Here is a 15,314-nt window from a genome sequence, read left to right as displayed (position 1 = left end):
ATGATCGACCTTTCTGGATTCATTGCAACGGAATACGTTGCCCTAATCATCATTGGTCTTACACTCGTAGCCTTCGTCCTTGATCGGATACCCCTGGCGATCACTGCGCTTTGTTCATCGTTGTTGCTTGCACTTTTCGGGACGATGGAGTTCAAGAAGGTCTATTCAGGCTTTGCAACACCTGTAACTCTCTTGGTCTTCGGCATGTTGATCGTGGGGTATGCCCTCTTTGAGACCGGTGTGGTGAAAGTCCTTGGCAGCTGGATCCTACGATCCCGTTTCGCAAGAAATGAGAAGTCGCTGCTGGCAGTGATGATGCTGGTGGCGGGTGTAGCATCAGCTTTCCTAAGCAATACAGCGCTGGTAGCCACATTTATCCCGCTGATTGGCGGAATGGTTGCCGCCGCGCCTGGTCGGCTGTCTAACAAGAATCTGTTGATGCCCCTTGGTATGGCAGCTTCCGTTGGCGGAACAATCTCACTGGTCGGCTCAACATCGCAACCGGTCGCCTCCAGCATTCTTGAGGAGTCAGGATACGGCGGGCTGGGAATGTTTTCCTTCGCGTATGTGGCGATCCCTGCCCTGATTGTTTTGATTCTCTATTGCGTCACTATTGGCTACAAGGTAATGGAGAAGTCGTTTACCTTTGCGGATGTCAATGTTGTCGGTGGTGGCACTTTCGAAGGCAGCGACGCGCCGGGTGCTGAAGAATTCGAGAACTTTAAGCCGACAGTGCATACGTGGATTGCAACGGCAACTCTTCTGTTCTGCGTCGTATCATTCGTTACCGGCTTGCTCCCAATCGAAATTACTGCACTCATTGGTGCTGCAGTTGTCTTGATCACCGGATGCGTGGACTTCAAGAAAACTATGGCTCAGTTGGACTGGAATACCGTCCTTTTGATCGCCTTCGCACAAGGTATCGCTGCAGGCATGAACGACAGCGGTGCTGGTCAGAAGATCAGTGAACTGTCCGTCCAGATCGTCGGCGATAACCTCTGGATACTGCTCGCAATTGCCGTGATTGTGACCGTGGTGTTGACCAACATCATGTCGAACACAGCTGTGGCAGCAATGATGACGCCGATCTTCATCGGCATTGCGGTTGGTGTTGGTGCGAATCCATATACGTTTGTCCTGGCGATCGCCTTGGCATCGAACATGTCGATTGCTACTCCGATTGGCGGAACGGCAATGTCGCAAACACTGGTTGCCGGCTACAGTTTCCGCGACTACCTGAGACTCGGCGTTCCGATCACAGCCTTGCTGACGATCCTGGTCATTATCCTTACGCCAATGTTCTTCCCATTCGAGATGCTTCCGTAGTTTTGAGGTTACCCTCGTTTAGTGGACACCCAACTTGTACGGATGTTGTGTCCGTAGGAGAGGATGTTCATTGTGAGTCAACAACGCAAGAAGTACACGCCGGAGTACCGGCGTGAAGCCGCGAATCTCGTGATTGAGTCGCAGCGCCCGACCGCTCATGTGGCCCGAGAGATCGGTGTCGCCCCGGGGCTTTTGGGCAAGTGGGTCAAAAATGAGCGGGAGCGCCGAGGCGCTGCCGATGGGATGAGCGCGGCGGATCTTCGGGCCGAGAATGCGCGCTTGCGCCGGGAGCTGGCAGAAGCTCGGATGGACAACGAGTTTTTGTCAAAAGCGACAGCCTTCTTCGCTTTGAGGCAACGCGAACAGAAAAGTTCGAACTAATGCGGCGAGAGAAGGCAAACTACAGCATCAAACGTATGGCACGCTTGTTGAAGGTGTCACGGTCCGGCTACTACAAATGGTCCCATAACCAGCAGCAACGACTCCTAGGTAACGATGATCGGGCAGCGTTTTATGACGATGTTGACTGCAGTATCCGCCAGATTTGGGCTGACTCTGATCAGGTCTACGGTGCACCGCGCATTACCGCAGAACTGGCTGAGCGCTACGGCATTGCGCTCAATCGGAAGACTGTGGCCAAGCGGATGCGCCTGATGGGGATTGAGGGGATTTCACCGCGTGCCTTCGTCCCGGTGACCACGATTCAGTCCAAGCGTAAGTCCACGCTTCCTGACCTGGTTAAGCGCATGTTTGATGCCGGTGAGCTCAATCGGGTGTGGATGTCGGATATTACCTACCTGCGCACCGGTGAAGGCTGGCTGTACTTGTGTGCGGTCCGTGATGGTCATTCCCGCCGAGTGCTGGGCTGGGCTATGGATAGTGTGCAAGATACTTCCCGGGTCGAACGGGCCCTGCGGATGGCGTATACGCTACGCGGTGAGGTTCCTGATGGCCTGGTGTTTCACGCTGACCGTGGGGCACAGTTTACCAGCGAGCAGCTCTGGGACGTCTGCCGCGGCCTGGGCATTGCCCAGTCCGTCGGGCGTACCGGGGTGTGCTTTGATAACGCGATGGCCGAGTCGTTCTGGTCGACGTTGAAGACTGAGTTCTACGACCGGCAACGCTGGCCTACCAGGGATGCTGCACGCACGGGTGTCGCCCGCTGGATTGAAATGGTCTACAACCGCCGCCGGCGCCACTCCGCACTCGGGATGGTCAGCCCCGTCGACTTCGAGCACCACATCACCCAGACCACCAACGAAGAAGAAACAGCTGCCTAACCATGAGGTAGCTCCACTACGTGTCCACCATTTGCGGGCAACCGCAACGCAGCACGCGAGCCGAAGATCTTTGAGCACGCAAACGGCGGTGCGACGGTGAAGCTCAACGTCTACGCACGTAATACGTTCAAGAACAAGTCCACAGGCAAGGTGGAATCAGAGATTGTCGAACTCACTGGCTACGTGGCTGACGCCAAGAACCTCGGCGTCTTCGGATGCATCGGCGCTGGTGATCGCGTTGCAGTGAGCTACTCGCTGAAGACTAAACAACTACACCGATAAGGACGGCAACAAGCACTATCCGCTGGTAGCGCGCATCGACACTGTGCAGCTGATCGACTCCAAGAAGGAGTCTGAGGCACGAGCAGCACGCCGCGAGAACAGCGCAGATAACGCTGCTGCTAATGACTCTGAAGAAGTGCCGTTCTAGTTGCAACAACACCCCGCAGGGAAACCTGCGGGGTTATTTTTTCAGCACAGACCACGCATAACGCCGTCGCCGTCCAGTACGGGAGCGCTGATACTCCTGCTCCAGACGCTCTGTCTCTACACAGTGCATTACATGAGCCATTACATGCGCTGTTTTACTGCACTGTGTACTAGCCATTCCATTACGCACTACGCTGGCGCACTTCAAGTTCATTGAAATCTTCTCAGACATTAGTGGTTCTCCTTCAAGTGAAGAATGCTTTAACTGGCCCCACCTTACCGGCATTCCTCTCAAACTTGGCCTCTGTTCGCTATGAGCGTTGGGGCACAGCGCCTAAGGCGCATACGGAAGCTGGGTTAACATTTACTCATGTCTGTTTCTGAGCTGTCCACCAGTACCCAGAACTATTTGAAAGCTATCTGGGGGCTAAAGGAATGGTCATCCGAGCCCGTTACCGCCACACTTATAGCGAAACAGCTGGGACTCAAGCTCTCCTCGGTCTCCGATGCAGTGCGCAAAATGTCGAAGCAAGGGCTCGTGTCACACACGCCCTATGGCTCTGTGGAGTTAACCGAACTTGGCAGGCAGTACGCATTGGTCATGGTGCGCCGCCACCGATTGCTTGAGTCTTTTTTGGTTCAAGCATTGGATTATACGTGGGACGAGGTCCATGATGAAGCCGAAAATCTTGAACACGCGGTGTCTGACATGCTCATAGAGCGCGTGGATAAGTTCCTCAATTACCCCACTAGGGATCCACACGGCGACCCTATCCCTACGGTTGATGGACAGGTCACTATCCCCAGTGCGCACCGTCTCACCGACAGCGGCGCACAACCGCAGGTGACCGTGGAACGCATTTCTGATTCCGACCCACAACTGCTGGCCTTCCTCAAAGAGCAAGGCATCGTCATTGGGGCTGTTCTTACCACGCGCGAAGGAACGCCCTTTTCAGAATCGCTCGAAGTACAGGTAGCCGACAGTACTCAGTGGGTAGTACTTGGGCGCCCAGCTACGGACGCAGTGTTTGTAGCACACCACAGCCTGTAGTCTTTCCCTTTCTCATTAATCCTGTCCCTACCTGCCCTTTTAAAAACTACGGTGCGGCGTAGTTTGCAACTACGGTAGTACGTAGTTAATCTTTTCGATCATCACCTATCCCACTTATGGCTAAGGCCAGGATGAGCAGGATTGTCATGTCAGACTCACCAGATTTGGTGTACTTTTCTAGCGTTTCTGAAAACACAAAAAGATTCGTCGAACGCTTAGATAGACCCGCAGTGCGCATTCCACTGCGGCCCAAGAAAACCGGAATGATCCAGGTTTCACACCCGTACGTACTCATCGTTCCAACCTACGGCGGTGGCTCGCTCAAACGCGCAGTCCCCAAACAGGTCATCGACTTCCTCAATGACCCAATCAACCGTTCCTTTATCCGGGGCGTGATTACCTCAGGCAATACCAACTTCGGAAGCGCTTACTGCGTCGCCGGCCGCATCATTTCCGCTAAGTGCCACGTTCCAGAGCTGTATCACTTCGAGCTACTCGGCACGCAGAAGGACGTTGCCGCTGTAAAGCAGGGCCTTCACAAGTTTTGGGAGCAGCAAAGCAACTAACAATTACACCCCATTGATTTCCCACAAAATGAAGACCACATCCGCAACACACAGATTGGAAACCACAATGCCGCCACTTAAGGCCACCCCCACACCGCCCATTGGCCCTACGCCCCGCACCGCTTCAGCAGACGATGCCGGCGGTGTCGGTAAGCGCAAGAGCTACCATGCACTCAACGCGCAGCTGAACCTATTCGACGATTCGGGAAGAATCCAGTTCGACAAGGACATTGAGGCAACACAAGACTTTTTAGCGCACCATGTCACTCCCCGCATGCATCAGTTTGAATCCACCAAGCAGCGCTTGGAGTGGTTGGTTGATAACGAATACTACGAGCGGGAATTCCTTGAGCTTTATGATGACGATTTTCTGTGCACTATGTACGACAGAGCCCACCGAGCCAAGCATCAGTTCCGCACTTTCCTCGGCGCATTTAAGTTCTTTACTTCATACGCACTGAAAACCTTTGATGGCTCGCGATTTCTGGAAGGCTACGAAGAACGCGTCGCCACCACAGCTTTGTACCTTGCACAGGGCGATGAAGAGCTTGCGGAGAAGCTGGTGGATGACATCATGACCGGACGCTTCCAGCCCGCCACCCCTACTTTTCTCAACGCAGGAAAAGCCCAGCGTGGCGAAATGGTCTCCTGCTTCCTCCTTCGCATCGAAGACAATTTGGAAAGCATTGGCCGCAGCGTGAACTCTGCACTGCAGCTTTCAAAACGCGGCGGTGGTGTGGCCTTGTTACTGAGCAATCTGCGCGAATCCGGAGCCCCAATCAAAAAGATTGAGAACCAAGCTTCCGGCGTAGTCCCAGTCATGAAAATTCTGGAAGATAGCTTCAGCTATGCCAACCAATTGGGCGCTCGACAGGGCGCTGGAGCCGTCTACCTACATGCGCACCATCCAGATATTCTTCGTTTCCTGGATACCAAGCGGGAAAATGCCGATGAGAAAGTCCGCATTAAGACTCTTTCGCTGGGAGTTGTTATTCCAGATATAACCTTCCAGCTGGCCAAAGAGAACAAGGATATGCATCTTTTTAGCCCGTATGACATCGCTCGCGAGTACGGCGTAGCCATGTCTGACATGTCTATCACCGAGTATTACGACGAGCTGGTTTCCAATCCGCGAATTTCTCATACGACTATCAAGGCCCGCGAGTTTTTCACCACGCTGGCTGAGCTTCAGTTTGAATCTGGATACCCCTACATACTCTTTGAGGATACGGTCAACCGCGCTAATCCCCTCAAAGGACATATCAATATGTCCAATCTGTGTAGTGAGATCCTCCAGGTCAACACGCCATCCACCTACGGCGCCTCAGGTAACTACACCACCGTTGGCCAGGACATTTCCTGCAATCTAGGGTCGCTCAACATCGCTAAAGCTTTTGAATCACCGGACTTTGGGGAAACTGTTGAAACCGCGGTGCGCGCTCTCACGAAGGTCTCAGACCTAACAAATATCGAAGCTGTTCCTTCCATCGCTCACGGTAATGCATCCATGCATGCCATCGGGTTGGGCCAAATGAATCTCCACGGTTTCCTGGCTTCCAAGCGTATTCCTTATGGCTGCGCCGAAGCACTGGACTTTACAAATATCTATTTCCTGACCGTGACCTATCATGCGCTCCGTGCATCCCATGCGCTAGCGGTTGAGAAAGGTCAACGATTCACTGGCTTTGAAGAATCCACCTATGCCACTGGCGTCTACTTCGACAAGTACATCGACCAAGACTGGGCGCCGGCCACTGACCACGTAAAACAGCTATTCCATGAGGCTGGCGTGCAGATTCCTCAACGCGAGGATTGGCTACGGCTCAAGAACCAAGTGATGCAAGACGGCATCTACAACGCCTACTTGCAGGCAGTTCCACCCACTGGATCAATTTCCTACATCAATGACTCCACCGCGTCCATACACCCGATTGCCTCCAAGATTGAAATACGCAAGGAAGGCCGCTTGGGGCGCGTGTACTACCCCGCACCGGAAATGACCAACGACAACTTGGAGTATTTCGATGACTCCTACACCGTGGGGTACAAAAAAATCATCGACACCTACGCTATGGCCACCCAACACGTGGACCAAGGGCTTTCCCTGACTTTGTTCTTCACCGCTGACACCACTACGCGGGACATCAACAAGGCACAAATCTATGCCTGGAAAGCCGGAATCAAGACCTTGTACTACATCCGTTTACGCCAACCTGCACTCCAGGGAACCGAGGTCGAAGGCTGCGTTTCCTGTGCTCTGTAGGAACACGGTCCTTCCTTCATTCACAACCATCCATCAAGAAAGAAAGAAGCTATGTCTTCAACATCAAACACTGCTGAGCTAACCAGCATCTCAGTTACGCCGCCAAGTTACCGGCATGACCCTTCAGCCCGCATCCGCGCCATCAATTGGAATCGGGTGAGCGATGAGAAGGATCTTGAAGTGTGGAACCGCCTCACCGCCAACTTTTGGTTGCCAGAAAAGGTTCCACTTTCAAACGATCTCCCGGCGTGGCAGAGGATGACACCGGAGGAACGCAACCTCACCATGCGGGTGTTCACGGGACTCACCACCCTGGACACCGTCCAGGCCACTGTGGGCGAAATCTGTCAGATCCAAGATGCCCGCACCGAGCACGAGGAGGCCGTGTATACCAACATCGCCTTCATGCAATCAGTCCATGCCCGTTCTTACTCTTCAGTGTTTTCTACTTTGAGCAGTACGAAAGAAATTGATGAGGCATACCGCTGGGCGGTGAATAATGACCTTCTCCAGGCACGTGCCAAAAAAGTGCTCACTCATTATTTTGGACCCGATCCACTCAAGCGCAAAGTGTCATCGACGCTGCTTTCCTCGCTGCTTCTCTACGCGGGTTTCTATCTTCCCCTGCATTTTTCCGTCCACGCCACCCTGACAAATACGGCAGACATGATTCGCCTCATTCTGCGTGACAAGGCAGTGCACGGTTACTACTCAGGCTACAAGTACCAGCGCGGACTGGAAACGTCTGCTCCACAACGGCAACAGGAGATGCATGATTTCACTATTTCCTTGCTCGAAGAGCTTTATGCCCTAGAGCTGGATTATTCCGGCGAGCTATATGAGCCGTTGGGGCTCATGGATGATGTAGCTGTATTCGTTCGCTATAACGCCAATAAGGCGCTCATGAATTTGGGCTACCCGGACTACTTCCCACCTGAAGAAACGGAAGTGAACCCGGAAATCCTCGCTGCCCTAGCACCTGGAGCAGATGAAAACCATGACTTCTTCTCCGGCTCCGGTTCCTCCTATGTCATTGGCACCGCTGAAGAAACGAGTGATGATGACTGGGATTTCTAAACCGTTTCCACGACCAGACCAAGGAAGCTGGCTTGAGACCATCGCGCTGTTTGAAGCCATCCGCGAAGGAAACCAACCAGCAGCCATGCGGCTTTTGGATACGTCCGCCGCACGGGAGGCCGTCCTCGGGGGACTGTTAGGACTCATCGAACTGTACTTCCGCCATGAAGAAGACAAAGTGGATAACTTTCTTACTGCCGCCCACGCCGCCGGGCCACCGCCTGCCTTTGGCTGCAAGCCTTTTCTCCCTTGATCGCACGTACCTACGCCCAACTAAGAAGAAAGGACTTCCTATGACCACCCCACGCATTAGTGTTATCGTCGGCAGCCTGCGCCGCGGCTCATTTGCGCGCAAGATTGCACACGAAGTGCTCACAATGATCCCTGAAAACTACCAGGCAGACATCGTTGAAATCCGTGACTTGCCGCTCTATGACTTCGACTACGATGACCCCTCGGTCACGGACAAGCCCATTCCAGCTGAGTACACCACTTTCCGCGACACCATCAAGAACTCGAGCGGCGTCCTCTTTGTTACCCCGGAAAATAACCGTACTATCCCTGCCTGTCTCAAGAATGCAGTGGACATCGGTTCCAAGCCCAACTCGGATGTGGCTTGGAAGAACCTTCCCGCAGGTATCATCAGTCACTCTGTAGGCCGCATGGGCGGCTACAGTTCACAGAAGAACCTCCGGCTCGCCCTGTCCTACTTCGATATGCCGCTTCCTGGTCAGCCCGAGGTATTCCTTGGCCAATCCCCCACCCTCTTCGAAGACTCCGGCCATCTCAATGAAGGCACCGCAGGCTTTGTCAAAGACTACGTTATACGCTTCCTGCAGTTGGTCGACATGACATTAACAGCCAAGCACAGCTAGCGACGGCGACTAACCCTAGCCACCGCCCTCTACGAAGTACTTGAAGGCTTCTAAAGGGCCTTCTCAAAGACACAAACCCCGGATTCACACTCATCCTTGAGTTACCTGAATCTGAACCCAGGACGCTTCAAAAAACACCGCTCTAATTCTTCGATTTTCGCTGAATTAGAGCGGTTTTAGCGCTGTCGCTGGACACTGACCCTGGCGACATCCTGTTAGGCCGCTACTGGGGTGTCATGATTCTGGTGGACGGTGAAACCCACCGATCTGGAAGGATTAAATCATGCCACGTAAGTATTCGGATCAGTTCCGTCAGCAGTGCATTGATGAGGTGTTGATGTTCGGCAAGACCCGTGGTGCCGTGGCCCAGGAGTACGGGGTGTCGGCCTCGTCGTTGGGACGCTGGGTGGCCAAAGCCGAAGGCACCTTGGGCACTGGTTCCGGCAGCCACATGCGCGCTGCTGATGCCGCGTCGCAGGACCCGGCAGAGATGGCAAAGCGGATCAAAGAGCTCGAGCGTGAAAACGAGTTTTTAAAAAAAGCGGCCGCCTTCTTCGCCACGGAGCACACCACGAGGACCTCTTCGCGGTAATTGCCCACTTCCACGAAGAAGGCAACCCCTGCCCCCGCTACCCAGTGTCAATGATGTGCCGTGTGTTGGAAGTATCTAGCTCCGGCTATTACGCCTGGCGCAAGCGTAGAGATACTCCGCAGGCCGGTGGCACACCGCGGGCGAAACGCGCGGCGATTACCGATCTGGTTATCGATATCTTCAACGAGCACAACGGTTTTGCCGGGGCGCGCACTATCTACCGGCAGCTTCAGGCCCAAAACGTTGCAACCACGCTGTATGCGGTGCGAAAGATCATGGCTGACAACACGCTGTACACCAAGTACCGTCGCGCGTTTAAACGCACCACGATCCAAGACCCGCAGGCGAGCGCACGTGCTGATCTGCTTCGGCGCCGTTTCTACCCAGCGATGCCGACAACCTATCTGTGCGGCGACATCACCTACCTGCGCACCGCGCAGGGGTGGATGTATCTGGCCGTCGTGATCGATCTGAGCACTCGGATGGTTGTCGGGTGGCAGATCGCAGACCGGATGAGTGCGCAACTTGTCGTCGACGCGCTGACCATGGCGCACGCGGCCGGTTTCGTCGCGGGCAACGCGGTGTTTCACTCCGACCGCGGCTCGCAGTACACCTCGAAGCAGTTCGCGCAAACAGCCAAGAAACTCGATGTGCGTTTAAGCACCGGCGCGGTCGGTGTGTGCTGGGACAACGCGGTTGCGGAGTCGATGTTTTCCACGTTGAAGCTGCATCTGCTGTACGAAAAGAAACAGTTCGCGTCCAAGTTCGACGCCCGCTACGAAGTCGGACACTGGATCGAGGCGTACTACAACCGCCGCCGCATCCACTCCACCACCGGGCTGATCCCCGCCGAAGCAATGCGCCAATTCAAAACCCGCTGCGCCGACACACACACCGCCGCAGCCTAACCCCCACAACCAAACACAACGGGTTTACCCGTCCACAAAATTTGACACAGCCCACACCATTTACCTATATGGGTGTGTCGGCAATTGTCGGTGGCGATTTGAATCGGCCTGACTTTTTGAGAGTGGCGTGTTACGCGGCGTGAAGGCCTGCGTGGTTTTCTCGTTGGTAGTTGGTGTAGTGCTCGATCGGCGGGATATGCCCGAGCGAGGAATGCAACCGCTCGTGATTATACCAGTGGACCCATCCGGCTGTGGCGCGTTCCACCTCACTCCAGTTCGTCCACGTCCCCGCTTCGAAATCAATGAGTTCTGACTTGTACAGCCCGATCGTTGACTCCATCAGACCGTTGTCGTAAGCGTCGCCGACGGTGCCGATGGACCCGTCCATTTGGTGGACGGCCAGCAGTCGGCGGAGATCTGTGGAGGTGTACTGTGAGCCCGCATCCGAGTGATGGATCACCCCGGCCGAATCAAAGTACGGGTCCTGGCGCTGGCGTATCGCCAGTGCCTGTCGCAGCGCACGGATGACCAAAGATTTCGTGGCTCGGGTGTCCACGACATACGCCAGGATCTCACGGGTGAACACGTCGGTGACAAAAGCCACGTAGCTGAAACCGCAACTGGTGTGCACATACGTGAAATCCGCGACCCACCACTGATCGGGACGCTGAGCCTGCGACCAGGCCCGTTGAATACGATCCGGGAAACGCTCGGCGGAGGGATCAGCAACGGTGGTGCGTGTGGTCTTGCGTCGGAGTACACCCGCGATTCCAAGGATATTCATGAGGCGTTGCACCTGGTCACGGCCGATGTTCCAGCCTGCCCGGTGGGCGGCTTTCCATAGTTTTCGTCGCCCGTAGACCCGCCGATTGGCCCGCCACAGCTCAAAGAGCCGGTGCGCGGTGTAAGCCTCATCCAGCTCGGCAGGGGTGGGCCCGAAACCACGGGCCTGGAAGCGGTAGAACGTTGCTGGTGAAATAGCGTATTCATGCTCATTGAGCACGCGGCACATCCGCTCGATGGAATACAGGTGCCGGTGAGTGCGGAGGAAGTCCACAATCACTTTAGTTTGCGGTCGAGCTCCGCCTGGGCGAAAAAAGCTGAGGCCAGTTTCAGGATCTCGTTGGCTTCTTTGAGCCGGGCATTTTCCTTGCGCAGGGTGATAAGTTCCGCGTCTTTCTCGGCATCGGATTGCTCGACGGCGGCGTCTACCTTCTTCTCTTCTGCGCGTACCCAGTTGCGGATAGTCGATGTTTTGATGCCGATGACAGCTTCGACAGCGCGTAGTGCGGCTGCCTTGGATGAAGCGCCGTCAGCGAGCTCCTCGAAATACAGGCGCACCGCCCGCTGGCGGGTCTCCTGGTCGTAAGGGCTGATAGCCATGATGTTCCTCCTGTGTTACATCATGCCCTCTCACCAACCCAGGCCGGTTTAATTAAGGCAGTTGGTACCGCGAGTACGCGTCGTTGGTATCGGTGTTCCGCGTACCTGGTACTGCAAGGGGGGGGTCCCAGAAGTCTTCAACTGCTACCAAATACTCGCTAAGCGCTACCAGATAGTCACGACCCTGCTGCTCTATCTCCGGTCGCAAACAGATCCAGCAGGCATGGAGTTTCTTCAGGACCTGTACCTGGCAGATGTGCGGGCGTTTTGTTGATTGCTTAACAACTCTGATCGCTGCTGCGACACTGCGACAACGTATCAGCTGTGAGTGTGAAACCTAAACTTGTGACACGAACGGTTCGGGTAGCGTCTTTTCGTCTTGCCCGAATCAGTACCAACTAGCTGGATCTGACAATTCCACGCCCCGAGCGGGTCGCCGCCACGTGCGCCAAGGTGTGAAGCAGCAGGTGTACCCAAGGTGGCGAACATCCTGGAACTATCAGCCGAGGCAGTTACTCTTTGTCAGTCTGATGTAGGTGCTAGATGCTTGGGAGGGGTGCCGGACATTGAACAAAGCGACATCCCCCGGGGGTAACGTGATCGTTGTGGCTTGTGCAACGCTGCCTCAGGGAGTAGCCTCGAACTCATTACGACTAGCCGACCTTTCCGTATGGGAAGGCGGCTAGTTTTATATGTGTGGATGAAAAAACGTTAAGAGGATATCGGCTAAGTAGTGGGTTAAGGGACATTTCGTGTGGATTTGCGGCGTGTCGTACTAAGGGACATTTCGTGTGGATTTAGGGGCGTCCTGCCCAGCCTTTTCTTATGCCTAAGCTGGGGTTCCATTCGTTGTCGATGTGGGTGTCATATGTGGCTGGTCGCCCGTCTGGGTGGCCGCGTCGTTTGAGTTGTTCTTTCGCCCAGGCGGTGCGTGCTGCTTTTTCTCCTTGGCGTCCGAAGTCTTGTTGCTTAGCTAACTCCAGTGGCGCTACCGGGTCTTCGGTATGGACGTAGAGCCACCAGTCCATGGTGATGCGCTGATGCTCATCGAACATGCCGCGATGGTTTCCTGCTAGGTCTTTGAGCTGTTTGTTGATGCCGCCTTCCAACAGGTTTGTGGTGGCTTTTAAGTCCTGCATGACAACGCCTTCAGGCGGGGTAAGGAAGGTAAATAGGTGTCTGTCATGAATGAGTTTTTCTAAGCGTTTTAATGCCCGGCGTGCATTGCGGTGGGTGTACCACCATTTCTGGTTGGGGCTGACCCATTTTGGTACTTGGCCTGCAGGTATAGCACTGCGGTAGGTGCGTTGTTTAAGCCAATCGGCAAAGGTGATGCGGGTGTGGTGGACTGCAGCAGTAAAGCGTGCAGCATCTTCAAGGCTGTCTATCTGGACGAGCATGTAGCCGAGTTTGCGGATTGCTTTATGAGCGGGGTGAATCGGGTTGCGGCTGATGTCGGCAAACGTGTTGCGCTGGACGTGGACTAAGCAGCGCTGGATGGCTACGCCTGGCCATTTAATGCGCAGTGCCTTAAGTGCTCCGCCTGACCCGTCGGTGGTGACGATGAGTGGTTGGGCGATTTTGTCGAATAGTTTTAGGTACTCATACGAGCTTTCACGCAGGCACCAATGCCAGGCGATGACGTGTGTGTCGGTGCAGGCTACCAGCAGGCATTTCTTGTGAAAGTAGGTGCCGTCGATAAAGACTTGGTCATAGACACGGTAGGGGTCTGTAGTCGTGGGCACGGTGATAAACCACAGCAGTTTGAACCACCGGGTCAAAGTCCGTCTGCTCACCCCAAGGCGTTTGGCTAAGTGGTCTGCGGATTCCCCGGAAAGGATCCAGTCGATAAAGATTTTGAAGTGTCGAATCTCGCTGGTGTGCGCCCGGGTGTTAATCGATGAAGCGTTGCACGCAGGACATAGCCAGCGTTGGGTTCCTGCCGCGGTTTTGCCGTTCTTAACCAGTCCGTGGCCGCACACGTCACACGACGGCCGATTCCTATTAGCCATAGGAATTGGCCTTACCGCACCAGCCGCAGTCCCCCTATCACAGACCTAGGACTATCCGGTGTTGATTTCACCGATTGGGCTGTTGGAACCGATTCAAAATCAAGATCACGGCATTATCCCAGGCTGACCCGGGAATCCGTATCGGTTTATCCACACGAAATGTCCCTTAAGCCTAAGTAGTTACGCGAAACCATATTTTTTCGTTGATGAGCAGCTGGCGAAGTTATACGGTCACGGACTGGACATTGAAGACTACGAGTTAGCAAAAGCAACTTTAAGAAAAATCGGTTACTTTCGCTTCGCGGGGTACGCGTACTTTTTCAAAACCAACGGTGCATTTCGTGAAGGTACAACTTTTGCTCAAGTGGTTGACCTCTATCGGTTCGACGAGCTGATGCGAAACAAGCTGATCGAAGGTCTCGAAATGATCGAAGTCTGGTTGAGATCACAGCTAAGTAACCGGCTTGGTTTCTACCACCCGTTTGCGCACAGAATCCCTGTCCATTTGCGTAAAAACGTATCTATATGGACAGCATCTCAAAAGGTTATTAAGCAGTCCAAACATATTGAATGGATTGCGGATTATTCGCGTGAAGAGCGGCGAAGTCAGGGAGATTTCGTTCAACACTTCCGCAGCAAATATGGGCCACACCTCCCAGTATGGGCGGCTACGGAAATCATGACTTTGGGTACTATCTGCAGGCTCTTTGATCTGCTGCACGAAGAAGACAGGGCGCTTATCGCCGCTCGGGCTGGGATTGTGAACCCAGATGGAAAAGGCGATCAAGCAACCTTTTCAAGCTGGCTGAACCACTTCCGTTATCTCCGTAACGTTTGTGCTCACTATGGGCGGGTTTGGAACAAGGTGTTTGACACGACGCTAGCAGCACCCAAAGGGGCAATTGATGGTCTGTCGGACTTTAAGACTTTGCCGCACAAGCTCTATAAAACGATCGCAGCTATCCGTTTCATATTTACTCGGGTCTATCCGGATTCTCAGTGGTCGGATGAAATGTTGGAGCTTATTGAGGCTTATACGCACCAAAGCAATATTCCAATGCACGCAATGGGCTTTCCGGTGGATTGGAGGGAGCGGCCAATATGGAACGGTGCGGTTCCACCTGATCTAGAAGCCTGCCTTCTTATTGACTGCGTGAACCAGGTTGAATGCGTTACGCAGGCCAGACTGCTTGAGACCGTCTTTCCTGATAGGAACGAGAAGGGGAAGAAGGATTTCCTGAGGTATCTGAGGGACAGGAAGGGAATCTTCCTCCACGAGGTCGGAGGGACGAAATACTATCCGGTTTTCCAATTCAATGAGGATCTCACTGGTATTGATTCCAATGTTGGAAATGTAAACGAAATCCTTATTACCAAGTTCGTTGGAAGCACGCATGGCATACAGCTTGTTCAAGATTGGTGGGCCAACGGGCAAAGTATCCCAGGGCTTGGTGTGGCACCTATGAAGAAAGTGAAGGAATCACCGGAGCTTGTCTTCGAGGCAGCACAAAAGTTGGTTGCCAATTGAGTGTCTTCGGACGGCTGTGTCAGG

Annotated in this window: 13 protein-coding genes and 1 pseudogene; 12 read left to right on the top strand and 2 right to left on the bottom strand. The window is 54.1% G+C overall.

What is annotated here, in order from left to right:
- The 11 genes and pseudogenes from I6I71_RS02770 to I6I71_RS02720 all read left to right on the top strand — a co-directional run.
- The gene (locus I6I71_RS02770; protein WP_101734180.1) at positions 1-1,326 is read left to right on the top strand and encodes an SLC13 family permease; all 1,326 of its coding nucleotides are present in this window, start codon (positions 1-3) and stop codon (positions 1,324-1,326) included.
- 63 nt (positions 1,327-1,389) lie between these two features.
- A protein-coding gene (locus tag I6I71_RS02765) for an IS3 family transposase (protein WP_201822087.1) occupies positions 1,390-2,606 on the top strand; the annotation gives its coding sequence in 2 pieces (ribosomal slippage) (positions 1,390-1,651 and positions 1,651-2,606; 1,218 coding nt in all).
- Between the two features lie 96 nt (positions 2,607-2,702).
- Complete coding sequence (locus tag I6I71_RS12015; RefSeq protein ID WP_236587371.1) at positions 2,703-2,888, top strand: hypothetical protein; 186 nt, start codon at positions 2,703-2,705, stop codon at positions 2,886-2,888.
- 517 nt (positions 2,889-3,405) lie between these two features.
- Entirely contained in the window at positions 3,406-4,086 is a 681-nt protein-coding gene (locus I6I71_RS12195; protein WP_022862719.1) for a metal-dependent transcriptional regulator, read from the top strand.
- 116 nt (positions 4,087-4,202) lie between these two features.
- Complete coding sequence (gene nrdI / locus I6I71_RS02750; protein ID WP_052093126.1) at positions 4,203-4,652, top strand: class Ib ribonucleoside-diphosphate reductase assembly flavoprotein NrdI; 450 nt, start codon at positions 4,203-4,205, stop codon at positions 4,650-4,652.
- A 67-nt stretch (positions 4,653-4,719) separates the two neighbouring features.
- Positions 4,720-6,915, top strand: a complete 2,196-nt coding sequence (gene nrdE / locus I6I71_RS02745) for a class 1b ribonucleoside-diphosphate reductase subunit alpha (protein ID WP_201823228.1) — start codon at positions 4,720-4,722, stop codon at positions 6,913-6,915.
- Positions 6,916-6,966: 51 nt separating this feature from the next.
- On the top strand, positions 6,967-7,992 hold the full coding sequence (nrdF, locus tag I6I71_RS02740; RefSeq protein WP_034666259.1) for a class 1b ribonucleoside-diphosphate reductase subunit beta: 1,026 nt from the start codon (positions 6,967-6,969) through the stop codon (positions 7,990-7,992).
- On the top strand, positions 7,973-8,245 hold the full coding sequence (locus tag I6I71_RS02735; protein ID WP_133065267.1) for a hypothetical protein: 273 nt from the start codon (positions 7,973-7,975) through the stop codon (positions 8,243-8,245). Before nrdF ends, I6I71_RS02735 begins: the two co-directional genes overlap by 20 nt.
- A 40-nt stretch (positions 8,246-8,285) precedes the next feature.
- A complete protein-coding gene (locus tag I6I71_RS02730; protein ID WP_022862715.1) occupies positions 8,286-8,867 on the top strand; it encodes an NADPH-dependent FMN reductase in 582 nt (193 codons plus the stop codon).
- A 283-nt stretch (positions 8,868-9,150) separates the two neighbouring features.
- Positions 9,151-9,459 carry a transposase gene (locus I6I71_RS02725; protein ID WP_201822085.1) on the top strand — a complete coding sequence of 103 codons (309 nt, stop codon included), beginning with the start codon at positions 9,151-9,153 and terminating at the stop codon, positions 9,457-9,459.
- Positions 9,453-10,367, top strand: a pseudogene (locus I6I71_RS02720) (IS3 family transposase); the annotation flags it as partial. The gene I6I71_RS02725 and the pseudogene I6I71_RS02720, both read left to right, overlap by 7 nt.
- Positions 10,368-10,497: 130 nt before the next feature.
- On the opposite strand, the gene I6I71_RS02715 reads toward I6I71_RS02720, so the two are convergent.
- Positions 10,498-11,753, bottom strand: a protein-coding gene (locus tag I6I71_RS02715) for an IS3 family transposase (RefSeq protein ID WP_414017452.1) whose coding sequence is annotated in 2 segments (ribosomal slippage) — positions 10,498-11,468 and positions 11,468-11,753 — 1,257 coding nt in all. Because the reading frame shifts where the segments join, the coding sequence is not laid out codon by codon here.
- Positions 11,754-12,547: 794 nt separating this feature from the next.
- Positions 12,548-13,762 (bottom strand): IS1249 family transposase, encoded by a 1,215-nt coding sequence (locus I6I71_RS02710; protein WP_201821510.1) that lies wholly within the window; start codon positions 13,760-13,762, stop codon positions 12,548-12,550.
- Between the two features lie 148 nt (positions 13,763-13,910).
- Here I6I71_RS02710 and I6I71_RS02705 point away from each other — a divergent pair, with 148 nt between their 5' ends.
- Positions 13,911-15,290, top strand: a complete 1,380-nt coding sequence (locus I6I71_RS02705; protein ID WP_201823225.1) for an Abi family protein — start codon at positions 13,911-13,913, stop codon at positions 15,288-15,290.
- Positions 15,291-15,314 lie beyond the last annotated feature (24 nt).

This window comes from Corynebacterium riegelii (genome assembly GCF_016728505.1).
Lineage (GTDB): Bacteria > Actinomycetota > Actinomycetes > Mycobacteriales > Mycobacteriaceae > Corynebacterium > Corynebacterium riegelii.
Note: the sequence above shows the minus strand (reverse complement) of the source record. Positions and strands in the feature narration are given on the sequence as shown.